The sequence below is a fragment of the Xanthomonas sp. NCPPB 3761 genome (assembly GCF_041475705.2).
Taxonomy (GTDB): domain Bacteria; phylum Pseudomonadota; class Gammaproteobacteria; order Xanthomonadales; family Xanthomonadaceae; genus Xanthomonas; species Xanthomonas phaseoli.
This window is the reverse complement of the sequence record NZ_CM191262.1, coordinates 4219463-4242787: the sequence shown is the minus strand read 5'-3', so window position 1 is coordinate 4242787 and position 23325 is coordinate 4219463. Positions and strand designations below refer to the sequence as shown.

Annotated in this window: 21 protein-coding genes; 8 read left to right on the top strand and 13 right to left on the bottom strand. The window is 67.5% G+C overall.

The annotated features are described in order from the left end of the window. Positions 1-6 precede the first annotated feature (6 nt). The 8 genes from ACCQ00_RS18495 to ACCQ00_RS18460 all read right to left on the bottom strand — a co-directional run bounded on the left by ACCQ00_RS18495 (position 7) and on the right by ACCQ00_RS18460 (position 9181). Positions 7-783 (bottom strand): hypothetical protein, encoded by a 777-nt coding sequence (locus ACCQ00_RS18495; RefSeq protein WP_039568681.1) that lies wholly within the window; start codon positions 781-783, stop codon positions 7-9. Between the two features lie 224 nt (positions 784-1007). Beyond that, on the bottom strand, positions 1008-1571 hold the full coding sequence (gene tsaC, locus ACCQ00_RS18490) for an L-threonylcarbamoyladenylate synthase type 1 TsaC (RefSeq protein WP_039568679.1): 564 nt from the start codon (positions 1569-1571) through the stop codon (positions 1008-1010). A 10-nt stretch (positions 1572-1581) separates the two neighbouring features. Beyond that, entirely contained in the window at positions 1582-4044 is a 2463-nt protein-coding gene (locus tag ACCQ00_RS18485; protein WP_039568675.1) for a DNA topoisomerase I, read from the bottom strand. A 182-nt stretch (positions 4045-4226) separates the two neighbouring features. Continuing rightward, the gene (locus ACCQ00_RS18480; RefSeq protein ID WP_039568672.1) at positions 4227-5501 is read right to left on the bottom strand and encodes an RDD family protein; all 1275 of its coding nucleotides are present in this window, start codon (positions 5499-5501) and stop codon (positions 4227-4229) included. Between the two features lie 41 nt (positions 5502-5542). Then, a complete protein-coding gene (locus tag ACCQ00_RS18475; RefSeq protein WP_039568669.1) occupies positions 5543-6271 on the bottom strand; it encodes a pilin in 729 nt (242 codons plus the stop codon). A 40-nt stretch (positions 6272-6311) separates the two neighbouring features. Beyond that, on the bottom strand, positions 6312-6785 hold the full coding sequence (locus ACCQ00_RS18470; RefSeq protein ID WP_003484452.1) for a DUF494 family protein: 474 nt from the start codon (positions 6783-6785) through the stop codon (positions 6312-6314). 42 nt (positions 6786-6827) lie between these two features. Continuing rightward, positions 6828-7973, bottom strand: a complete 1146-nt coding sequence (dprA, locus tag ACCQ00_RS18465; protein WP_039568667.1) for a DNA-processing protein DprA — start codon at positions 7971-7973, stop codon at positions 6828-6830. A 71-nt stretch (positions 7974-8044) separates the two neighbouring features. Next, the gene (locus ACCQ00_RS18460; RefSeq protein ID WP_029820474.1) at positions 8045-9181 is read right to left on the bottom strand and encodes a LysM peptidoglycan-binding domain-containing protein; all 1137 of its coding nucleotides are present in this window, start codon (positions 9179-9181) and stop codon (positions 8045-8047) included. Positions 9182-9312: 131 nt separating this feature from the next. Between ACCQ00_RS18460 and def the strand changes: the two genes are divergently transcribed. The 5 genes from def (at position 9313) to ACCQ00_RS18435 (ending at position 15668) form a co-directional block, all read left to right on the top strand. Continuing rightward, on the top strand, positions 9313-9825 hold the full coding sequence (def, locus tag ACCQ00_RS18455) for a peptide deformylase (protein ID WP_039568662.1): 513 nt from the start codon (positions 9313-9315) through the stop codon (positions 9823-9825). A 394-nt stretch (positions 9826-10219) separates the two neighbouring features. Then, a complete protein-coding gene (fmt, locus tag ACCQ00_RS18450) occupies positions 10220-11143 on the top strand; it encodes a methionyl-tRNA formyltransferase (protein ID WP_039568660.1) in 924 nt (307 codons plus the stop codon). Continuing rightward, the gene (rsmB, locus tag ACCQ00_RS18445) at positions 11143-12453 is read left to right on the top strand and encodes a 16S rRNA (cytosine(967)-C(5))-methyltransferase RsmB (RefSeq protein WP_039568657.1); all 1311 of its coding nucleotides are present in this window, start codon (positions 11143-11145) and stop codon (positions 12451-12453) included. The genes fmt and rsmB overlap by 1 nt, the downstream gene beginning before the upstream one ends. Before the next feature lie 50 nt (positions 12454-12503). Next, the gene (locus ACCQ00_RS18440) at positions 12504-14225 is read left to right on the top strand and encodes an ArnT family glycosyltransferase (protein WP_022560121.1); all 1722 of its coding nucleotides are present in this window, start codon (positions 12504-12506) and stop codon (positions 14223-14225) included. A gap of 165 nt (positions 14226-14390) precedes the next feature. Then, complete coding sequence (locus tag ACCQ00_RS18435) at positions 14391-15668, top strand: O-antigen ligase family protein (protein WP_007964235.1); 1278 nt, start codon at positions 14391-14393, stop codon at positions 15666-15668. A 151-nt stretch (positions 15669-15819) separates the two neighbouring features. Here the strand turns inward: ACCQ00_RS18435 and ACCQ00_RS18430 are convergent, their stop codons facing one another. Then, complete coding sequence (locus ACCQ00_RS18430) at positions 15820-16686, bottom strand: glycosyltransferase family 2 protein (RefSeq protein ID WP_039568650.1); 867 nt, start codon at positions 16684-16686, stop codon at positions 15820-15822. Between ACCQ00_RS18430 and ACCQ00_RS18425 the strand changes: the two genes are divergently transcribed. After that, positions 16687-17745 carry a CDP-glycerol glycerophosphotransferase family protein gene (locus ACCQ00_RS18425; RefSeq protein ID WP_080948949.1) on the top strand — a complete coding sequence of 353 codons (1059 nt, stop codon included), beginning with the start codon at positions 16687-16689 and terminating at the stop codon, positions 17743-17745. It begins immediately after the preceding gene. 72 nt (positions 17746-17817) lie between these two features. Here ACCQ00_RS18425 and ACCQ00_RS18420 read toward each other — a convergent pair whose 3' ends face one another. The 3 genes from ACCQ00_RS18420 to ribA form a co-directional block, all read right to left on the bottom strand. Then, on the bottom strand, positions 17818-19323 hold the full coding sequence (locus ACCQ00_RS18420; RefSeq protein ID WP_372354003.1) for a PH domain-containing protein: 1506 nt from the start codon (positions 19321-19323) through the stop codon (positions 17818-17820). Next, a complete protein-coding gene (locus tag ACCQ00_RS18415) occupies positions 19320-19796 on the bottom strand; it encodes a PH domain-containing protein (protein WP_017157063.1) in 477 nt (158 codons plus the stop codon). Before ACCQ00_RS18415 ends, ACCQ00_RS18420 begins: the two co-directional genes overlap by 4 nt. A gap of 138 nt (positions 19797-19934) precedes the next feature. Further along, on the bottom strand, positions 19935-21068 hold the full coding sequence (gene ribA, locus ACCQ00_RS18410) for a GTP cyclohydrolase II RibA (RefSeq protein ID WP_039568645.1): 1134 nt from the start codon (positions 21066-21068) through the stop codon (positions 19935-19937). Between the two features lie 245 nt (positions 21069-21313). On the opposite strand from ribA, the gene ACCQ00_RS18405 reads away from it, so the two are divergent. After that, positions 21314-21835 carry a GNAT family N-acetyltransferase gene (locus tag ACCQ00_RS18405; protein ID WP_039568638.1) on the top strand — a complete coding sequence of 174 codons (522 nt, stop codon included), beginning with the start codon at positions 21314-21316 and terminating at the stop codon, positions 21833-21835. 9 nt (positions 21836-21844) lie between these two features. Here ACCQ00_RS18405 and ACCQ00_RS18400 read toward each other — a convergent pair whose 3' ends face one another. Further along, positions 21845-22861 (bottom strand): lauroyl acyltransferase, encoded by a 1017-nt coding sequence (locus tag ACCQ00_RS18400; RefSeq protein WP_180301641.1) that lies wholly within the window; start codon positions 22859-22861, stop codon positions 21845-21847. Between ACCQ00_RS18400 and dtd the strand changes: the two genes are divergently transcribed. Further along, positions 22860-23300 (top strand): D-aminoacyl-tRNA deacylase, encoded by a 441-nt coding sequence (dtd, locus tag ACCQ00_RS18395; RefSeq protein ID WP_039568632.1) that lies wholly within the window; start codon positions 22860-22862, stop codon positions 23298-23300. The genes ACCQ00_RS18400 and dtd overlap by 2 nt on opposite strands. The last annotated feature ends 25 nt before the right edge of the window (positions 23301-23325 follow it).

Sequence of the window (23325 nt, the reverse complement as noted above, 5' to 3'; positions counted from 1 at the left end):
GGCGCCTCATGGGCCGCCGCAGTCGCGTTGCTGGCGCGCCTCGATGCCGCGCTGTTCGCGGCTAAGATCCTCGCGCTCGCTTTGCAGCGCGCTGTTGTAGCGGCGGATCAGCTCCCAACGGCGGTCGGCCAGCCGCGCGCAGACTTCCTGCGCGGGCAGGGCGTGGCATTCGTCGCGGATCTGCACGTTGCCGTACGGCACGATCACCGTGCCGCCATATCCGCCGCCGGTGTAACCGCCCTGATAACCGCCTTGGTAGGGATCTGCACCGAAGCTTGCGCTGCCGCGGATGCTGCCTCGTCCGGCGCCGCCCTGCACCGAGATCGCCGGACGCGGGCTTACCGAGATAGGGGGACGCTGGATGCCGCCACCGCCGCGAACCGGGGGAGCAACGGTGTTGCCCACATAGGCGGGCCCCCAGGTCGGCACCCAGCGCGGATTGCCTTCCGGGCTGTCGCTCGTGTAGCGGTTGCCGTCTTCGGTGGTGCACTCGTACATCGGCTGTGGCGGCTGCACGGTGACGATACGGACCTCATGCGTGGGCGCTGCGGCGACCGGTGCCGGCGGCTCCACGCGGGGCGGACGCGGCGGCGGGTCTTGCGGGCGTTGCAGATCCAGCACCTGCTGGCGACCGCTGCTGCAGGGGGCATCCTGCAGGGCGACGGTGCCGGTGCTGCTCACGCAGCGATAGACCCGTACATTCGGGTCGGGTTTGCTCGCGGGGGTGGCGGCCGACGCAGGCAGCGCCGCGGCCAGCAGCAGAAGAGTCAGGACGGTACGCATGGCCGCATTGTGCGCGTCTGCGCGGCCGCCGCAAAGGGGGCGGCTGAACGGTGTGCAGGCTCGAGACGACAACGCGCCGGATGGCTGCGGCCTGCTTCCGGAATGCCAGGTAGTGGCCAGGTATGCCGCCAAGGGCGACGGCCCGGAACATTCGGCGTTGGGATAGACGACCGATGGACCCGCCGCGCGCGCCTCATGGCTGCGCGGCCGTTTCTCGGCCTTACTCAGTCGCGCAGGATCTGCCCGCTGCGTGCGTCGCGGATCTGGGTCGGCTGCGCCAGGGCGCCAGTCTCGCCATCCACCACGCCATCGATCGTCGCCAGCAATGCCGGATCCAGGGCGGCGCGGCTGCGCGCTGGCGGCTCGCCGGCCAGGTTGGCGCTGGTCGACACCAGCGGCGCCGCCCAGGCCGCGCACAGCGCCGCCACCACGGGATGCGCGCTGATGCGTACCGCCAGCCCGTCATGCTCGCCGGTGACCCAGCGCGGCGCCCGATCGGTGATCGGCAGGATCCAGGTGTGCGGGCCGGGCCAGCTGGCCAGCACGTCCTGCCGGCGTGCCGGCTCCAATGCGTCGATGTCGACCCAGTCGCGCAGTAGGTCCACGCTCGAGGCCACCACGATCACGCCCTTCTCCACCGGGCGCCGCTTGATCTCCAGCAGCCGCAGTACGGCCGCTTCCTGGCGCGGGTCGCATCCCAGTCCCCACACCGCTTCGGTCGGGTAGGCGATCACGCCGCCCCGCGTCAGGGCGCTGACGGCGCGATCCAGGTCGAGTGTGTCGGTCATGCTGCGCCTCTCAGCCTGCGGCCTTGCTCACGGTTTTCTTGACCACGCGCTTGGCCGCCTTCTTGGCGGCGGTCTTGCTGGCTGCGGACGTGGTCGCGGTCTTCTTGACGGCAGGCTTCTTCGGCGCCGAATCCTTGACCGTCGTCTTCTTCAGGGTGGCCTTCTTGGCGCCGAAGCCCTTGCGCACCGGCTTGCCGGTGTCGGCCAGCAGCTGCTGCACTTCTTCGAACGTCAACGACGCCGGCTCACGATCCTTGGGGATCTTGCCATTGAGCTTGCCGTCGCTGATGTACGGGCCGAAGCGTCCGTTGAGCACCTGGATGTCGCTGCCGTCGAATTCCTTGATCACCCGGTTGCGTGCGATCTCTTCCTTCTCTTCGATCAGGAACACCGCGCGCGCCAGGTCGATGGTGTAGGGGTCGTCTTCCTTCTTCAGCGAGGCATAGGTGCTGCCACGGCGCGCGAACGGACCGAAACGGCCGATGCCCACGCTGACGTCCTGGTCCTTGTCCTGACCCAGCGCCCTCGGCATCTTGAACAGTTCCAGCGCATCTTCGATGGAGATCGAGTAGATGCTCTGGCCCGGACGCAGCGACGCGAAGGTGGGCTTGTCCTCGTCTTCGACCGTGCCGATCTGCACCATCGGGCCGAAGCGGCCGATGCGCGCGCTGACTTCCTTGCCGCTTTTCGGGTCGGTGCCGAGCACGCGCACGCTGCCGGCATCGGTCTTGTCCAGCGAGTCTTTCTTGTCTTCGACCAGTTCCTTGAACGGGCCCCAGAACTTCTCCATCAACGGGATCCACTCGGCTTCGCCGCGCGACACCGCATCCAGGTCGTCTTCCAGATTGGCGGTGAAGTCGTAATCGACATAGCGGGTGAAATGCCCGGACAGGAACTTGGACACCGCCCGGCCGACGTCGGTGGGGCGGAAGCTGCGGCCTTCCATCTCGACGTATTTGCGGAACTGCAGGGTCTGGATGATCGAGGCATAGGTGGAGGGACGGCCGATGCCGTATTCCTCCAGCGCCTTGACCAGCGCCGCTTCGGTGAAGCGCGGCGGCGGCTGGGTGAAGTGCTGGTCGGTGACGATGCGGTCCAGCGGGACGTTGTCGCCCGCCTTCATCAGCGGCAGCTTGCGGCCTTCGTCTTCGTCCTCGCTGCTCTTGGTGTCCTTGCCTTCCTCGTAGACGGCCAGGAAACCCGGGACCACCACGGTGGTGCCGCTGGCGCGGAACACGTGCTCGCTGCCGGCCGACAGATCCACGCTGACGGTATTGAGCGTGGCCGGAATCATCTGGCAGGCCACCGCGCGGCGCCAGATCAACTCGTACAGGCGACGCTCGTCCTCGGACAGGAAACGCGCCACCTGCGCCGGGGTACGCAGCGCGGAGGTCGGGCGTACCGCTTCGTGGGCTTCCTGCGCGTTCTTGGACTTGGTGGTGTAGGCGTTGGGCTGGTCGGGGAGTGAGGCGGTGCCGAAGTCGCGCGCGATCACGTCGCGGATTTCCGCCAGCGCGTCCTGCGACAGATTGACCGAGTCGGTACGCATGTAGCTGATCAGACCGACCGAGCCTTCATCGCCCAGTGCCACGCCTTCGTACAACTTCTGCGCCACCTGCATGGTCTTGCGGGTGGTGAAGCCGAGCTTGCGCGAAGCCTCCTGCTGCAGCGTGGAGGTGGTGAACGGCGGGGCGGGGCGGCGCTTGCGCTCCTTGCTGGCCACGTCGGTGACATGCAGCACGCCTTGCGCGGCCTGCTGGATGCGCAGGCGCGCCGCCTCGGCGGTGTCGCCGTCGGTCACGGTGAACTGCTCGAACTTCTGGCCGTCCAGCTTGATCAGCCGCGCATTGAACGCCTGCGAGGGATGCCGGCAGTGCGCATCGATGGACCAGTATTCGCGCGGGATGAAGGCTTCGATCTCTTCTTCGCGCTCGACGATCATGCGCAGCGCCGGCGATTGCACGCGGCCAGCGGACAGGCCGCGCTGCACCTTGCGCCACAGCACCGGCGAGAGGTTGAAGCCGACCAGGTAATCGAGCGCGCGGCGCGCCTGCTGCGCGTCCACCAGGTCGCCTGCGATCATGCGTGGCTTGGCCATCGCCTCCTTGATCGCGCGCGGGGTGATCTCGGTGAACACCACCCGCTGCATCGGCTTGTCCTTGAGCAGGCCGCGCTCTTTCAGGATCTCGGCGATGTGCCAGCTGATCGCCTCGCCCTCGCGGTCCGGGTCGGTCGCCAGAAAGATGTCGTCGGCACCCTTGGCGGCACGCGCAATGGCTTCGACGTGCTTCTCGTTCTTCTCGATCAGGTCGTAGCGCATCGCAAAGCCGTTGTCCGGATCGACCGCCCCCTCCTTGGGGACCAGGTCACGCACGTGCCCATACGAGGCCAGGACGGTGAAGTCCTTGCCGAGGTATTTATTGATCGTCTTGGCCTTGGCGGGCGATTCGACGATGAGCAGGTGCTTGGGCATGGTGGCAACTTCTTGGGGCGGAGCCCGGGGGGCGGGTAGCGTGGCCTAATTGGCCGGTCGAGGGAAGCAGATCGACCGTTTCCCACGCGTTAACGCCCGGGAAGGACTCCCGGGCGTTCAGTTCTCTTATTAGAAAGATCACGGCGGACGCCGCCGTGTCAAGCGGCCAGCGCCGCGAACTGCTAGCGCTGGCTCATTCCGATCGCCGCCAGCATGAAGGCGACGGCCACCACCGACAGCACCAGGATCACCGCGTAAATCGCCAGGACCACGATGGACACGGTATCCAGACCCCTGGACTGCCGCTCCGGATGCGCGGTAAACGCCCAACGGTCCACGACCAGGGTGTCGCAGACCTTGTCGTGCGGGGCCTGCTTGCGCTCGGTCATGCCGGCCATGAAGGCCGCCACGATCACGCCGATGCCCAGGGTCAGCACGCTGATCAGCATATAGGCCAGATAGCGCAGCACATTGCGCCAGAACCCGACCCGGCCGCCGTTGCTGTCGGCCCGCACCAGCTTGATGCCGCAGGCGAGCTTGCCCAGGCTGGCCTGATGCCGGCTGGACTGCATCCAGGCGAAATACAGCGTCGGGATGGCCAGGCCGATTCCGTAGGACATCACCACGATGGCGATGCCGAGCGCACTGCCATCGTCCAGCGCCGAACCCGAATCGCCGCGCGTGGTGACCAGCGCCACCACGAACACCAGCGGAATCACGATCAGGTACACCGCGAAGGTGGTGATCAGGCTATCGAGAATGCTGGCGGCCACGCGCCGCCACAGGCCGGCGTACACCACCGGCGCGTCGTGCAGCGCGACGCTTGCCGCAGGCGCGGCGAGGGCCGGAGCATCCCAGGCGCTTGCAGCTGGCGCAGTCGCCGCTGCCGGGGTGGAATGCGGCGGCGACGTCGTGGTCGTGGTCGTGGTCGGGCTTGGATCTGCCGCCAGCGGCGTGGTGGACCATGCCGACGTGTCTGAGGAAGGGGATGGATCCTGTGGCCGGTGTAGTGGGGCGGCGATTGCCGGGTGGTGATCGGCACCGTCGGCCGCGCCCGCATCGCGGGTGCTGGTGCTGGCGCTCGTACCGGCAATGCCGCCGTCGGCAGCTGACGGCTGCCAGCGCGATGTCGCAGCGGCGTGGTCGTCGGTCGGCAGGGGCGCGGTAGGCGACGCTGTAGCCGGCACGTTGGCGCCGGGAGACGCAGCCGACAATGGCGCATGGCTTGCCGCATCCGCCGACATCGGCCCGCTGGCTTCCGGGGCCGCGGAAGCCGTCGCGCTGTCGAAGCCCAGCTCGCCCTCGACCTCGTGCAGTGCCACCCACTGTGCCAGACCTTCGCGCCAGACCAGGCTGGAACGGTCGATGATGCCCTGCGACAGGCGCGCGCGAAGCGTGTCCGTGTCCACCGGCCCCTGGCGCTGCCGCTGTGCGTCGGCGTAGTACCACTGCGTCATGTTGTCCCCTTAACGTATAGCGATCGGCATGCAGCCGGCGGTCAGCCGCGGCAATCCGGTGGAAGTTGGGTGTCGTCGATTTCGGAACTGCAGTGCCAGCTGCCGGCATCCGCATCCAGCTCCAGCCACACGGCCTTGCCGTCGATTCTGGCCGACTTGGGCGCATGGAGCACGGCTTCGATGCCGCATTCGCTGCCTTCGAAACGTCCGATGCGCACGCTGCTCAGCCGCTCGCTTGCGTACTGCTCGGGTGGCTTGAAACCCGCGTCGTCATTGACCGGGCAGCGGCCCTCGCTGGCCAGGAATTCGGTGATCTGCGGCTTCAATGCTGCCAGCTCGCCGACCGCCTCGGCGACCTTGGCGCGGCCCAGGTAATCGTTGTAGGCCGGGAACGCGATCGCGGCGAGGATGCCGATGAGGCCCACCACCACGAAGAGCCCGGCCACCGCACCGAGCACTGCAACCAGCGGCCAGCCGGGGCCATTGCTGCGCGGTTGCGCTGGCGGCGCGACAGACGAATGGGCCGGCGGAACGTACGCCGCGGCAGGCGGCAACGGCGGCGGAACCGCGCCCGCCCGCACATCAGTGGAAACTGGCGGGCCCAGGGTGTCGGCGCAGGCGGACAACGACAGCCAGCTGTCCATGCCTTCGCACCAGACCAACGTATCCAGGGCGATCACGCGATCGCGATACAGGTCCAGCAAGGCATCGTCGGCCACCGGGCCATGCCGATGGCGGTGGCCATCGGCGTAATACCAACTGCGGCGCATCCCCGTTCCCCTGCACGCACATCCGTGGCGGCTTCAGCGCTCAGTGTACGGGTTCAGGCTCGTCCAGGAACATCTGGGTTTCCATCCAGGCATAGGCCGCTTCCGCCCCGGGCTGGTTGAACAACACCATCAGCACCACCCACTTGAGGTCGTCCAGATCCAGTTCGTCCTGATCCAGCGCCATGGCGCGGTCCAGTACCAACTCGCGCTGGTCGGCGTCGAGAATGCGGTGTTGCTCGAGGAACAGCAAAAACCCCCGGCAATCGACATCGAGCTTGTCCAGCTCCGGCCCGTGATAGATCCGCACCGGTCCATCGACATGCGGGCGCGCGACGCTGGGCCGCTGCTCGGAAAGCGCGTCCAGCCAATCGAAGGCCTTGCTGATTTCTGCGGGACTGAAACCGGCCTGGATCAGGCCATTTTGAAGCGAGTCACGGTCACGGACCAGGTCCGCATCTTCGCTGAAGTAATGTTCAAACAGGTACAGCAGTACATCGAGAATGCTCTCTTTCATTGCCCTCGGCCTGCGTCGCGCGACGCTGTGGAGGTGAAGAAACTAAGGATTGCGGGTATAGCGACCGTGCTCGGTGACCACGTCTCCCTCCAGTTCCATGATGAGCAGCATGGATGACAGCGCGGCGGCCGTCAATCCGGTGCGCTGCACCAATGAATCCATAGGGGTTGGGTCGTGGCCCAGTGCTTGCCACAAGCGCTGGTAGTCGGGATCGGAGCGGGCAGGACCGGTGCCAGCGCTGGTCGTTGCCTTGCTGGACAACTCAGTGGGGGCGGCCAGCCGCTCGCGCAAGGCGCTGGCCAATTCGCCAGACAGCTGGCCCAGTCCCTCGATGACCTGTGCGGGCTCCTGCACCAGCGTGGCACCCTGCCGGATCAGGTGATGGCAGCCGCGCGCGAGCGGATTGTGCAGCGAGCCGGGGAGGGCGAACACTTCGCGCCCTGCTTCGGCCGCCAGCCGGGCGGTAATCAACGCGCCCGAGCGCATCGCCGCTTCGACCACCAACGTCCCCAGGGCCAGCCCGGCAATGATCCGGTTGCGGGCCGGGAAGTGCGCCGCGACCGGCGCAGTGCCCGGCAGATATTCGCTGACCACTGCGCCGCGTTCGGTGATGCGATCGCGCAAGCCTAGGTGCCGCTCGGGATAGGCGACATCGACGCCAGTGCCGACGACGGCCACGGTGATGCCGTCGTGCTGGGCCAGTGCGGCCTCGTGTGCGATCGCATCCACGCCGGCGGCCATGCCGCTGACGATGCTCAACCCGGCGCAGGCCAGGCTGGAGGCGAATGCGCGGGTATGATCGCGGCCGCCGGCAGTGGCCGAGCGGCTGCCGACCACCGCCACGCCCGGGTGCCAGAGGATGTTGGGGTCGCCGTCCACGAACAAGGCCAGCGGCGGATTGGCGATATGCCGCAGCAGGGCCGGGTAATCCGGATCGCGCCAGCCGATCAGGTGGTGGCCGGGCTGTTCGCACCAGCGCAGCGCGGCCTCCAGCGCATGTAGATCGGGGTTCTGCAGCAGCGCAGCTTGCACCTCGTCGCACCCAGCTGCGCGCCACGCCCCCGGCCCGGCTGCCAGCATTTCGGACGCTGATCCGTACGAGGTCAGCAATTTTCGGCGCGGCGGGCTGCGGCCGCCTGCCAGCAGCAGGATCAGGAGTGCGCGCAGGTCGGGAGCGGTTTGGGCCATACATCCAGGCTAGGCCGCAAACGACGACGGCGCCCTCGGGCGCCGTCGCGTTGGTGCATCGGATCTTTCGCTTATTGCGCGTCAGGATGCTTGACGAAATAGCCCAGGCCGGTCGGCTTGACGCTTTCCATCACCAGCGCATAGCTGACCTTGTCGAAGGTGCGGAACACCATGGCATGCGAGGCGTACTCGTCGGGCAGGCCGACGGTGGAGCCGGACGGGCCGCTGAAATCGTCGTCGGTCCGCGAGAAGCGCGAGTGCTTGACGCGGTCGCTGACCGTGCGGCCCTTGCGCCAAATCGAGAACACCGTGCCGTTGTTGATGCCTTCGCGGGCGCCGCCGGAGATGGCGATCACATCGCGCGTGCCGCCAACGATGAAGGCGTCGGAGATGGCCAGCACGCGCAGTTCGGTTTGCAGCGCCTGTTCCGAGGGCGGATGCGGGATGAACTGCAGATCGTACGGCTGCGCTTCGACCGCCACGATGCGATCGCCGGCGCGCACTTCGCGGCCGCTGTCCTGCAGCAGCAGGGTCGCCGCCTTGGAGTTGCCGCCCGCCGCGCTGCGGGTGATGGTGCCGACGTTGACCTGCGCCATCTCGTAGCCGAGGAACTCGCGGCGCGTGCTCGGCGCGATGAAGTTCTTCCAGATGTTGCCCGAGCCGGCGGTGATGTTACCGGCCATGTCCAGGTCTTCGTTGTGCTTGGGCAGACTGAACTTCACGGTCGGGCGGACCACAGCAAAGCGCTGGCCCGGCTGGGCATTTTCCAGACCGACCACGTAGGCGACCTGGCCGGTGGTGGCACGCGTGCGACCGCCTTCCAGACCCACGACATACGGCAACTGGTCGAAGTCGTCGACCACGCGCAGGTTCTTCAGGAACGGCTCGACGTCGGCCAGCGGAATGGCGTTGATCGGCGCTTCCTGGCGCGGGCCGGGCTGGATCGTGCCTTTGCCGACCCGGTCCAGATAGGCCAGGCTGATCACGTCACCCGGATAGATCAGGTGCGGATTCTGAATCTGCGGATTGGCTTGCCAGATTTCCGGCCACAGCCACGGTTTTTGCAGGAAACGCCCAGCGATGTCCCACAAGGTATCGCCCTTGCGGACCACATAGGTGTCTGGATGCTCGCCCACCGCTTGCGCGGCAGCGTAGGTCGCGACGGTCAGCATCGCCGCAGCGACGACCGTACGAAGTCGGTTCAACATAGGTGCCTTCTTGCCTGATTCCCCAACAGGTCTGCGCACTATAGTCTAGAAACCGGGGCGCCACGCAAGCATTGCGCTAGAATGACAGCGTCTTGCCGGCGCCGCGCCGGTGTTTCCAGACGGGTAACCCCATGGCTTTGCTCCCAATTCTTGAGTTTCCGGACCCGCGGCTGCGCACCAAGGCCGTGCCGGTCGATGCTGCCGAGGTCACCAGCCAGGCGTTCCAGACGCTGCTGGACGACATGTTCCAGACCATGTACGAGGCGCCCGGCATTGGCCTGGCTGCCAGTCAGGTGGACGTGCACAAGCGATTCATGGTGATCGACATCAGCGAGGAGAAAAACCTGCCGCAGGTGTTCGTCAACCCCGAGATCGTGAGCAAGCAGGGCGAGCAGTTGTATCAGGAAGGCTGCCTGTCGGTGCCCGGCATCTATGCCGATGTCAGCCGCGCAGATGCGATCACCGTGCGCTATCTGGACCGTCAGGGCCAGGCGCAGGAACTGCAGGCCGACGGCCTGCTGGCCGTGTGCATCCAGCACGAGATGGACCATCTGGACGGCAAGCTGTTCGTGGATTATCTCTCGCCGCTCAAGCGCGAAATGGTGCGCAAGAAGCTGGCCAAACAGCGCAAGCATGTGGCTTGAGGGCTGGGATTTGGGATTGGGGATTCGGGATTGGCAAAAGCAGATTTTTGTTGCTCTTTGAGTCTGCTGGTTTCACATCGTTGAGCGCTCACTTCAGTGCGACCGCATGGCGATGCATTGCGATCGCGCCAAGTCTGCGGGCGAAAGGCCGTGAAACTTTGGATCCGCGAGTCGTGATCGATAAGCCGCTGCCTGTAGCTGGCATTCGATTCTCGGTTGCCACTCCTGCTTCTCGATGCGCTCGATTCGGGATGATCCACGCAGGCCCTGGCGCCGGTTAGCCGAATCTTCCATTGCAGGTCTCGCTTCCACCTCTTGGCTTCACGCTACTCCCGCCCCGGCCAGCACCTTCGCCGTTGCCCATCCCGAATCCCAAATCCCGAATCCCCGCCCTATGAGAATCATCTTCGCCGGTACGCCGGATTTTGCCGTTCCGTCGCTACGCGCCGCCGCGCAGCGCCATGAGGTGGTGGCGGTGTACACGCAGCCGGATCGCCCGGCCGGGCGTGGCCGCGGGTTGACGCCCTCGCCGGTCAAGATCGAGGCGATTGCGCGCGGCATTCCGGTGTTCCAGCCGCAGACGCTGCGTTCGCCCGAAGCATTGGCGACGTTGCGTGCGCTGGATGCGGACCTGATGGTGGTGGTGGCTTACGGGTTGATCCTGCCGAAGGCCGTGCTGGCCGCGCCGACGCACGGCTGCTGGAACGTGCATGCCTCGTTGCTGCCGCGCTGGCGTGGCGCCGCGCCGATCCAGCGTGCGATCGAGGCTGGCGACACCGAGACCGGGGTGTGCCTGATGCAGATGGAAGCCGGGTTGGACACCGGCCCGGTGCTGCTGTCGCAGCGCATCGAAATTGGCGAGCAGGACACCGGCGGGCAGCTGCACGACCGGCTGGCCGCGCTGGGCGCGCAGGTGCTGTCCGATGGCCTGGGTCTGTTGCGCGCCGGCATCCGTCCGGTGGCGCAACCGCAGCCGGCCGACGGGGTCACCTATGCGCACAAGCTGGACAAGGCGCAGGCGCGACTGGATTGGGCGCAGCCGGCGCAGGAACTGGCGCGGCGTGTGCGCGCGTTCAACCCGTGGCCGGTCGCCGAGGCGATCCTGGCTGGCGAGCGCGTGCGCCTGCATGGGGCGGTGGCGCTTGAACTGGCCCATCAACAGCCTCCGGGCACCCTGCTGGCGGCCAGCAAGCAGGGCATCGATATCGCCTGCGGCGAGGGTGCGCTGCGCGTGCGCGTGCTCCAGCGCGAGGGCGGCAAGGCGATTACCGCCGCCGATTACCTCAATGCGCGGCGCGACTTGCCGGCGCTGCGCTGATGTCGGCCGATACCGCAACCGCCGGCGTTGGCTCGCGCCTGGCCGCCGCACGTGTGCTGACGGCGGTGTTCGATCAGGGCCGGTCGTTGAAGGCCGAACTCGCCGCGACCTTGCCCGGCATCGGCGATCCGCGCGATCGCGCGCTGGTGGAGGCGATCTGCTTTGCGGTCATTCGCCGGCGCCCGGCCTATGACGTGGCGTTGCGGCAATGGCTGGAACGTGCATTGCCGCCCCGCGATGCCGAACTCAAGGCGCTGCTGATGGTCGGTTTCGCCCAACTGGACGTGCTGCAGCTGCCCGCGCACGCCGCCTTATCGGCCACCGTGGATGCGTGCCGCGCACTGGGCCGGCCCCGTCAGGCCGGCATGGTCAACGCGATCCTGCGGCGCGCCCAGCGCGAAGGATTTCCGGCGGTGGCCGACGATGCCGGTTGGCCGTCGTGGCTGCGCAAGCAGTTGCGCGCGGACTGGGGCGATCGTGCCGAAGCCATTTTTACCGCCAGCGCGCAGATGGCGCCGATGTGGCTGCGCGTGCGGCGTTCGCGCATCGACCCGGCGGGCTACGTCGCACGGCTGGCCGAACTGGGCATTGCCGCGCAGACCGATGCAGTGCTGCCGGATGCGGTGCGCCTGCACAATGCCGTGCCGGTGAGCCAGTTGCCGGGCTTCTCCGAAGGCGATGTTTCGGTGCAAGACGGCTCTGCCCAGCAGGTGGCCGATGCGTTGAGCCTGGCGCCGTCGGCACGCGTGCTCGATGCCTGCGCGGCGCCGGGGGGCAAGGCGGCGCATCTGCTGGAGCGCCATCCCGGCTTGCAGCTCACCGCGCTGGATGTGGATGCGCGCCGCCTGGAGCGCGTGCAGCAGACCTTGCAGCGCACGGTCCCCGATGCGCAGGTGGCAATGCAGGCGGCCGACGCCGCCGAGACGGACGCGTGGTGGGACGGCCAGCAGTTCGATGCAGTGCTGCTGGACGCGCCCTGTTCGGCCACCGGCGTGGTGCGTCGTCAACCGGATGTGCTGCTGCACCGCCGCGCCGACGATATCGATGCGCTATGTGCGCTGCAGGCGCGGCTACTGGATGCGACCTGGCGCACGCTGCGCCCGGGCGGACACTTGCTGTACACCACCTGCTCGCTGTTGGCGCGCGAGAACCAGGCCCAGGTCGAGGCATTCCTGCAGCGCACTCCCGACGCACAGGCGCAGCCGTTGGGTGCGCAGTTCGGGCATGCCGCCGGCGCCGGACGTCAGCGGTTTCCAGGCGAGCAGCACTGCGACGGATTTTTCTACGCGCTTTTGCTAAAAGCCTCCTGATCGCGCGCGAAGTCCAGCGCTCCACCTTTTGCGACCGACTGCCGCCCGACATGTTCAAGAATCGCGCTTCCACCGATGTCTGGTTGCTGGCCATGACCGCCGTGCTGGTGATTGGTGCCGGCCTGGGTTTGCGTGACCCGTGGCCGGCGGACGAGCCGCGCTTTGCGCTGGTGGCCAAGCAGATGGTGTTGAGCGGCGACTGGTTGTTCCCGCATCGCGGCAACGAGCTGTATTCGGACAAGCCACCGATGCTGATGTGGCTGCAGGCGGTGTTCTACACGCTGCTGGGCAATTGGCGGGTGGCGTTCCTGCTGCCGTCGTTGCTGGCCGCGCTGGGCACATTGGCCTGCGTCTACGATCTGGGTCGGCGGCTGTGGACCCGCCGCGTCGGCGTGTATGCAGCCTGGATGCTGCTGTTTACGCTGCACTTCACCTTTCAGGCCAAGAAGGCGCAGATCGACCCGCTGGTGGTGTTCTGGATCACCCTGGCCAATTACGGCCTGCTGCGGCATCTGCTGATGGGCCCGGCCTGGCGCTGGTGGACGCTGGGCTGGTTCGCCGCCGGGTTGGGCGTGATCACCAAGGGCGTTGGCATCATCGCGCTGCTGATGCTGATCCCGGCCGGAATTGCAGCGGCGCGTGGCTGGCCGGGCGTACGCGCGCATGTGCGCGACCGGCGCTTCTGGCTGGGGCCGCTGTTCTTCTTCGTGGCGATCGCGCTGTGGTTCGTTCCGATGATGGTGACCGCACTGACCGCTGGCCAGTCCGAATACCGCGTGTATCTCAACGACATCCTGCTGCGCCAGACCGCCAAGCGCTACGCCAGCTCCTGGGATCATGCGCAGCCGGTCTGGTACCATCTGCAAAGCATGGCCACGATGTGGCTGCCGACCATCCTGCTGCTGCCGTGGGCGATTCCGGCGTGGCGGCGTCGGCTGAAACGGCGCGATCCGCGCTATCTGCTGCCGTTGGCCTGGTGGCTGCTGGTGCTGGTGTTCTTCACCATTCCCAGCGGCAAGCGCGATGTGTACATCCTGCCGGCGCTGCCGATGTTCTGCCTGGCGCTGGCGCCGCTGGCGCCCGGCCTGCTGCGCCGGGCTGGCGTGCAGCGGCTGCTGTTCGGGTTCGGGCTGCTGCTGGCAGTGGTGTTTTGTGCAGGCGGCGCGGCAATGCTGATTGGCCACCCGGGCTTCGAGCAGAAGATCATGGACAGCCGCGGGGTCGGCAGCGAAGCCACCGACCCGCTGGGCTGGCTGTTGCTGGCGGTGGGTACCTGGGGCATCGCCAGCCTGCTGCTGATGCGCGTGCGCCGCTCCGCGTTGGCGGTGGTCTCGCTGCTTGGCGCGTGGTGGGTGGCGTTCGGGCTGGTGTGCTACCCGATCTTCAACGATTCCAGTTCGGCCGGTGCGGTGATGCGCGAGGCCGGGCGCCGCATTGGCCCGGATGCGCAACTCGGGCTGGTGGCGTGGAAGGAGCAGAACCTGCTGATGGCCGACCGGCCTGCGCAGACCTTCGGCTTCAAGGTGCCGTGGGAGACCCAGTTGCAGCGCGGCGTGGCCTGGCAGGCAGAACAACCCGACCAGCGCTGGCTGATGGCTCAGGAGACCGCATTGCTGGCCTGCGTGGATCGCAGCCGCAGCCAGTTGGTGGGCGTGGCCAACCGCCGGCGCTGGTGGTTGGTGCCGGCCGATGCGGTGCGCGGCCCCTGCGTGGCCAGCTCCAGCGAGCGTGCGGTGGAAGCAAAGGAGCAGGGCAACCTGGATACCGAATGAGCCAGCCGACCCCACCGGCACGCGCACGTGCCAGGTGCCATTGGCGTGGCGTCAATGCAGCGGCCGGTAGCTGTCTAGCAGGGATTCATGCGTCGCATCGTTAGCTTGGCCGGCGCTGCCCAAGCCCGGCCACTGCGTCGCCTTCCCTTTCCCACCGATTTTTAGATGAATTCCTTGCGTCCCCAACCCGCGTCGCTGTCGCCCTCTGTCCCGACCACCTCGCGGGCAGGCGTGCGCATTGCCGAGCTGGGCGCGTTCGCATTGACTGCGCTGGTGGTGAGCATGCCGAGCGGGTTGCTGCCGTTCGGCCTGTGCCTGCTGCTGGGTTCGCTGATGGGCTGGCGCAGCCTGCGTGACGGCATTGCCGCGCGCGAATGGTCGTTGCGCGTGGTGGGATGGCTGACGGTGGCGGTGATCGCGATGTCGCTGCTGTCGATCGCGTTGTTCGAGCACGGGCTACGCGATGTGGGCAATCGCTCGCGCTTCCTGGTGCTGCCTTGGGCAGCACTGTGGGCCTATGCGTTGCAGCCGCGCCAACTGTGGTTGTGGCGCGGTGCCTTGGTCGGCGTATTTGCGGCCATGCTGATCGCGCTGCTGCAGGTGATGAACGGCGCCGACCGCGCCGAAGGCTTCACCAACGCCATTGTGTTTGCCGACATAGTGCTGATGTTGCTGGTGGTGGCGGTGTTCTGCCGCCCGCCCGGCAGCGTGCGCTGGCTGGTGGGCGCGGCGATCGCCACCGTGGTGGTGATCGTGCTCAGCGGCAGCCGCGGGGTGTGGCTGGCGATGCTGGCCACGGTGGGCGTGCTGATCTGGGGTGCGCCCTGGCACAGCACGCGCGTGCGCTTGCTGACCTTCGTCGGCGGCGCGGTGCTGGCGGTGGGTGTCGCGCTCAGCGTGCCGGCGCTGACCGATCAGATGCGCCTGGGCGAATTGCAGCGCGACCTGCAGCGTTACGAAGTGGGCGACACCGATTCGTCGGCCGGTGCCCGTATCGAACGCCTGCATGTGGCTTGGGACACGGTAACGGCGCACCCGCTGACCGGTGTGGGCGTTGGTCGTTTCGACGATGCGATGCACGACCTGCCGGCCTGTGCCGCCGATCCGGCGTTGTTCCGTTGCCAGCTGGGGCATGCGCACAACGATCTGGCCGAGTGGAGTGCCACCCAGGGCGTGCCCGGCCTGTTGCTGCTGCTTGCCGTCTACGGCGTGCCGCTGTGGATGTTCGTGCGATTGCATCGGCGCAGCGGGCAGCAGCAGTTCCGCGGCCCGGCGGCGGCCGGGGTGATGCTCGTGATCAGTTATGCCTTGTGCGGCCTGACCCAATCGATGTTTGCGCACCAGGTGGCGGCGAGCTTCTATACAGCCATGGTCGGCGTGTTGGTGGGTCTTTCCGCGCGGCAGGCGCAACAGGCGCAGTCGGACGTGGCGAGCACTCGATAGCGGCGGATGACCCACCGGCTGCAGGTGGCGTATGCACCAGCAGCGCGCCTGCAGTGCCTGAGCTCACGCGTGTGCAGAAACAGACGGGGGCGTTGTTGGAGTCGGGGTGCGTTGGCTTGCACATGCCGCTTGTGCGCACCGTCGGCGGCTTTCACAGCCGCTTGCCTGCAGCTCTCGAGGTCTTTACCTGTTCTGACTCGCTACGCCGGTCCGGCGTCCGCGGCGGGTCCTGCACCGGCTGATTGTTTTGCAGCAGCCACAACATGATGGTCTTCTGGCGGACGTAGTTGGCGCGCACATAGGCGTAGATCAGCCCATGCCAGCCATCGCGAAAGCCGCCGCGCAACAGGTAGCCGCGCCAGAAGCGCCAGGCCGGCGCCAGCACCAGCTTGCTCCAGGTGGCGCGTTTGCCGCGCGCATGTTCGTGCTCGGCCATCATCTGCGCGTAGCGCTGGGTCTTGCTCAGTTGCTGCATCAGCGAGCGGTACGGGTAATGGATCAGATCGCCCGCCAAGGTCTCCACGGGGCCATCCACGCTGGCCGCCTCGTGGATCTCGCGCTTGCCGCGCCAGCCGCCGCGGCGGCGATCGAACAAGCGCAGCACCCGGTCCGGATATGCATTGCCGTGGCGCAGGAAGCGACCGAAGTAGTCGGACAGGCGTGCGAAGCGGTAGCCGGCCGCCGTGGCGAAACCGGTATCGCGCGCCGCGATGATCGAGGCGCGCAGGGCATCGCTGACGCGTTCGTCGGCGTCCAGGCACAACACCCAGTCGTGGCTGGCCTGCGCAACGCAGAATGCCTTCTGGCTGCGGTAGCCATCGAAGGCGCGGTGCAGTACGCGTGCGCCGTACGCGCTGGCGATGGCGGCGGTGGCATCGGTGGAGCCGCAGTCCACCACCACGATCTCGTCGCAGAACGCCAGCGAGGCTAGACAGTCGCGTAGGCGATCGGCCTCGTTGAACGCGATAATGCAGGCGCTGATGCGCGGCCGTTCGTCGGGTGCGGTCGAAGAGGACATGTGATGGCCGATTACCTGCTGTTCGCAACGGAGCGTTACGCGTTGCCTATTCTGGCGCCATTGGCGCAGGCGTTACAGGCCTGCGGGCACGCGGTGTCGGCCTGGTTCGAAGGTGGCGCGCGCGGGTTGGCGCTGCCGGGCGTGCGCGAGGTCGGCCTGCGCGAGGCGCTGGCGCTGCGCCCGCGTGCGGTGTTCAGTGCCGCCAACTGGGTGCCACCGTTTGTTTCCGGTGCGAAAGTGCAGCTGTTTCACGGTTTCAACGTGCAAAAGCGCGAGGACAATCGCGGCCATTTCAGGGTGCGTGGGCTGTTCGATCTGTACTGCACGCAAGGCCCGGCCACCACCGCGCCGTTCCGCGCGCTGGCGCAGCGTGAGGGCCATTTTGCCGTGGTGGAAACCGGCTGGCCCAAGCTCGATCCGGTCTTTCGCGACGATGGCGGCCGTAGCGCGGCCTTGCGTGCGCCGGCCGCCGGCCGCCCGGTGATCCTGTTCGGTTCCACCTTTACCGAGCGGTTGAGCGCAGCGCCCGCACTCTACGACGAGATCGCCGCCGACATCGCGCGCGGCGCGCATTACTGGCTGCTGACCTTGCACCCGAAGTGCGCTCCGGAACTGTTCGATCGCTATCGCGCACTGGCAGGCGCCAACGCACGCTTCATCGAGCCAGAAGAGGTCATGGCCGCGCAACGTGCGGCCGATGTGCTGGTTTCCGATACCTCATCGATCGTGTCCGAGTTCGTGGTGCAGCACAAACCGGTGGTGACCTTTCGCAACCGCGTGCCGCAGCCGCACATGCTCGACTTCCGTCAGGCAGAGCAGTTGCCGCAGCAGCTGGCGCGCGCGCTGGCGCCGGATGCGGCACTGCGTCGCGCGCTCGCCAGTTACGCCGATGCGATTCACCCGTATCGCGACGGGCAGTCTTCCGAACGGGTGATTGCCGCCACCGAAGACTTCATTGCCGGCAAGCTCGGCAGGTTGCGCCGCAAGCCGCTGGGTGCGGCGTGGCGCGGGTTGCAGATCCGTCGCGAGCTCGGATATTGGGGGCCGTCGCAGCGTTGATCGCTGCTGGTGGATCGTTGACGAGATGCTTCCGGTGCGCGGTTGATCCAATCCCGATTCCCGATTGCCCAATCACCAGCGTAGCTTGCGCCGCGCCAGCGCGGCACCGAGTTGCGCCTGCAGCGCCTGCGCCTGGGCGAACGGCACAAAGCGCAGCCGCAATGCCGGGCCGGTGGCACTGGCGCCGGCCGTATCCAGCCAAAGCGTGGCGGTGCCGGATAGCCGATCCAACGGCGAGCGCTGCAGCTGCAGCGCCTGCAGCTTGTCCAGCTCGGCCAGCCGCCACCAGCGCTTCCACCAGCCGCCGCGCACCGCGACGTAACGCGCATCCACCGCATAGGCCATGCGCTGCACCTGGCGCTGCGCCTTGAACGCGCTCCACGGCAGCCACACCAGCAACCACAAGGCCTGGCTGCCGAACTGCCACGCCAGGCCCGCCGTCAGCGGCAGCAGCATCAGCGCGGCGGGCAGACTCAAGCGCCACCAGCAATGCGTGGCGATCGTTTGCCACTGCGTCGGCGGCCAGGCGATGCCGGGCAGTAGGCGTTGCAGCAAGGCATCGCAGTGCTGCGGCTCGGCAATGGGCGCGAGCTCCTTCAGTGCGCTGCCTTCGTTATCGCCTCTGCCGGCCACTGCGGTGTCCATCCGCAATTGGCGACGACCGAACAGGCGATGCAGCAGGCCTTCGTACAACGTCCACGACTGGATCCGCCGCAACGCCACGCTGCTGCGGATCCGCGTCAGCAGCCCGCGCTCCACGGTGAGGCGGCGCTCGGATTCGCTCAGATGGAAGCCGTGGTACTGGGTCACCGCCAGGGCGACCGACAGCGCGCGCATCGCCAACAACAGGGCAAGCGTGGCGAGGATCGCCAGCGTTGCGGTGACCGCGACGCCGGGATGGATCTGGCTGACGTAGCGATAGGCCAGCTCGCCGTTATGCTCGACGAAGTCGGATACCGTGCGGCGCGGAATCATCTGGTAGATCACGCCAAAGCCGGCCGCCACCACCACCATGCCGCGATTGGAGATCAGGCCCAGCCGGATGACCTCGGCCATCGGCAGGCGCAGCAAGCTGCCGCTGTCTTCTTCGATCTGCGGCGCCGGCACGCCTGCGTCGATTGCACGGCGCCGTATCAGGTCTTCCAGCGCAAGCGCCTGATCCAGCCGCAGCACGCGCATCTCCGCTTCCGGCTTGTGTCCGCCGGCCGACTCCAGCCGCACCTCGGCCACGCCGGCCAGACGGTGCAGCAGCGATTGATGCACCACCACGTTATGGATGCGCGCAAACGGAATATCGCGCCGGCTGCGTTCCAACAAGCCGCTGCGAATGGCCACGCTATCGCTGCCGATCCGGTAGCGGTAGGTGAAGTAGCGCAGCACCGAAATCGCCACCAGCACCGCAATCACCACCGCGGTGGCGATCTGGTCGGCAACATCGCGATTGCCGTCGCGGCTGCCGAACAGGATCAGTGCCGCCAGCGGAATCAGGAACTGACGGAACTGCTGCAGCAACACGAACACCCACGACAACGGATGCAGGCGCTGCTCGTCGTTGCCGCGATGTGCAACGGCATTCATAGCGCGTCGTCGTCGTGATCGAGCTGCCGGGCCAGGCGGTCGCGCAGGCGCTCGGCATCGTCCTGATCCAGCCCCGACAGCGCCACCGCATTGAGCCGGCTGCCGGCGGTGTGCACCACCAGCGTGGTCAGGCCGGTCGCGCGTTCGATCGGCCCGCGACGCAGGTCCACATGCTGCACGCGCGAAATCGGGACACGCGTATCGCTTTGCCACAGATGACCGCGCTGCAGCGCCAGGCCATGCTGATCGAGTTTCCAGTGCGTCAGCCGGTGCCGCTTGACCGCCAACCAGGCGCCCAGCAGGGCGATGACCGCGGTCACGCCCAGCACCGCCGGCCAGTAACGCCAGGCGTGCAGCCAGACAATCGTGACGCCGGCTGCGATCAGGCCCGCACATCCTCCGCCGAGCGCGCCATTGATCGCCGCCACATACGCACCGCGACGCGGCAGCGACTGCCACTGGCTGTGCGTCACGGCTGGGGCTTCTGCCGGGGCGGGCCGGACCATGACGTCGGGGTGCGGCGGTGGAGCGTCGTGCACGTGGCTGGCCTGCAGAAGCGGTGCGCAAGCATAGCCGGCTGCCCAGTGCCGGCGCACCCGGCGCCGGGCGCGTTATTGCGCGGCCAGGATCAACGCATCCACATCCAGCGCGTGGCCGGCGCGCGCGGCCTTGGTGCGCAGGTATTGCTCGTTTTCGGCGGTGATGTCGCCGGTGATCGCGATGCGGTCTTCGACCACGATGCCGGCCGCACGCAGGCGTTCGGCCTTGGCCGGGTTATTGGTCAACAGCCGGATCCGGCTGATGCCCAGCCCGCGCAGCATCGCCACCGCACTGCCGTAGCGGCGCTCGTCCGGACCAAAGCCCAGCTGTGCGTCGGCATCGATGGTGTCCAGGCCCGCATGCTGATAGCCGTAGGCGCGCATCTTGGCGGCGATGCCGGTGCCACGCCCTTCCTGGTCCAAATACAGCAGGACGCCGCCACCGAGCTCCTTCAACTTGGCCAGGCCGTGCCGCAGCTGGTCGCCGCAATCGCATTTGAGCGAGCCGAACAGGTCGCCGGTGAGGCACGACGAGTGCACGCGCACCGGCACCGCAGTGCTCAGGTCCGGCTGGCCGACCACGATCGCCACCTGGTCGCGCTGCGCCACGCCGCCGCGAAACACCACGAACTCGCTCATGCCCAGGCCGCGCAGCGGTACCGGGGTGCGGGTCACCAGCTCGTAGCCGGCTGCCGCGGAGGTGGCACAGCCGCGGCTCAAATCGTCCAGCGCCAGCGACTGGCAGCCGGCGAACGCGGCATGGTCGTGCACATCGCGCAACTCCACCGCCAGCAGCGCCGGCAGCAGCAGGCCAAGCCGCGCGATCTCCACGCCGCCGGCATCCAGCGCATCGCCGGCCGTCCACTGCGCGGGCACCGGGGTGTCGCGCAGGTAGGCCAGCGCGGCGAGCTGGTCGTAGCTGTGATCGATCAGGCCTACGCGCGCACCCTGCGGCGCGCTCAGGCCCAGCACCTGGGCGCGGGTGGGCGTCACGAAGAGATAGTGACGCCCCCCCGCGGCGCGGGCGAACGCCGCATACGACTGCGCCGTGCTGCTATCCAGCGCCAGCACCGCACGCGCCTGCCCATCGGCCGCCGTCAGCAAGACCGGGCGCCCGGCGCGCAGTTCGGACGCGGCGCGCTCACAGCGAATCGCCGCCGGATCGCCGAAGGCCTGTGCGCTGGGGGAGGGGAGGGGGCTGCTCATGCACGACTCCAAATGGGGATTGCCACGGCCGCTTCAAGGCGGGCGCCGCCGCGGTCACTGCGTGATCGCATCTACCCATTGTCGCGCGCCTGGCAACAGGCGGTCGCCACGACCGGGTAGAACGCTGCATCCAGCCGCTGCCGATTGAGTGGGCAGGCCCGCGCCGCTTGGTTGCCCTGCGGTCCGCGTTGTTCAGGGTGCGGCAATGCTTTCTAATCGGGCGACCTCCATGTTCGCCGGGCCCCATGCACATTGTCGATTGCAGCCAAGCGCGCCATGCCGGCGCCATCCTGGACATCTTCAACGAAGCCATCGCCAATTCCACTGCGCTGTACGACTACCGTCCCAGGCCACCGGAGAGCATGGTCGGCTGGTTCGCCACCAAGCAGGCGGGCGGCTTTCCGGTGATCGGCGTGGAGCACGACGACGGCACCCTGATGGGCTTTGCCAGCTACGGTACCTTTCGCGCCTGGCCCGCCTTCAAGTACAGCGTCGAGCATTCGATCTACGTGCACCGCGACCATCGCGGCAAGGGCCTGGGGCGTCTCCTGCTGCAGGCCCTGATCGCAGCGGCGCAAGCGCGCGGCGTGCACGTGCTGGTAGGTGGCATCGATGCCAGCAACCAGGCCAGCATCGCGTTGCACGAACAGTTCGGTTTCACCCACGCCGGCACCGTGCGCGAGGCCGGTTTCAAGTTCGGGCGCTGGCTGGACCTGGCGTTCTATCAACGCATCCTGGACACGCCTGCCGATCCGCACGACGACTGAGCGCCGGGGCTAGTGCGGATGCCGCTCGGTCGCATACGGGTTGGCCTCACCGCTGCCCGGCGGACGCAGTGTGTAGCGCTTGTAGGTCCACTGATATTGCGCCGGGTCGCGCCGGGCGATCTGTTCGATGCCGGCGTTGAGCGCACTGGCTGCACGCACCGGGTCCGCATCGGCCACCGCGGGGTCGGCCGGCTGCACGTGCAGCACGAACTGCAGATCGTCGCCGGCGCGTTCGCACCAACCGTAGAGCACGATCGCCCCGGTCCGCTCGGCCAGCCGGTTGACCAGGGTCATGGTCAAGGCCGGAATGCCGAAGAACGGTGCGAACACGCCATCGCCCATCTTCGGTTGCTGGTCCGGCAGGATGCCGACCGCGCCGCCATCCTTGAGCACCTTGAACAACTGCCGCACCGCCGGGCCTTCGGCGCGCACCTGGCGGACGTTGTCGCCACCACGTGCCAACTGCAGGAAGCCATCCACCGCCTCGGATTCCGGCGGCCGGTAGACGATCGCGATCGGCCCGCGTTCGGACAGCCACTGGTTGAGCAGTTCCCAGTTGCCGAAATGCGGCGCCGCCACGATGACCCCGCGCCCGGAGGCCAGCGCGGCGTCGTAGAGTTCCTGTCCGTTGCGCTGCAGGCGTGCCAGGTTCTCCGCCGGCGGGCGGGTCCAGGTGCGCAGCACCTCCAGCGTCTGCCGCGCGGTCGATTGCAGGATCTGCGCATGCAAGCGCGCGCGCTGCTCGGCGCTCAGTTCCGGGTACGCCAGCTCCAGATTGCGGCGCGCCACGCGTGATTCGCGTGCATTGAGCTTGCGCCAGCTCCAGGCCAGCGTGTCGGCCACGCGCTTGAGCAACGGCCACGGCAAGCGGCCCACGGTGGCGGCGGTGGCATACAACAGGCGAGCGCGAACATCAGGTGTCATCGGCGCAATTCTAAACAGCGCAGACCGCGAAGGCCCGCGCGTGACAGTGCCGGCAGCGCTGGGCATGCTGCGCGGCACAGTTTGCCGCCCGAGAATGCCCATGCTTGCACTGATCCAGCGCGTCACCCGCGCCAGCGTCACGGTCGATGACCAAATCGTCGGGCAGATCGGTCCCGGACTGCTGGCCCTGATCGGCGTGGAGCCCGGCGACAGTGATGCGCAGATCCGGCGCCTGGCGGAGCGGTTGCTGAGCTATCGGGTGTTCGGCGACGCCGCCGGCAAGATGAACCGCTCACTCACCGATACGGGCGGCGGCCTGCTGCTGGTCAGCCAGTTCACCCTGGCTGCGGACACCAGTTCCGGCAACCGCCCGGGCTTCAGCACCGCCGCGCCGCCATTGGAGGCTGAACCGGCGTTCAATCGATTGGTGGCGATCTGCCGCGAAAAACACTGCGGTGGGGTGGAAACCGGGCGTTTCGGTGCCCATATGGTTGTCGACCTGGTCAACGATGGCCCGGTGACCTTCCTTCTCAGACCCTAGATACAACACGTCCACCAGCGGTCCC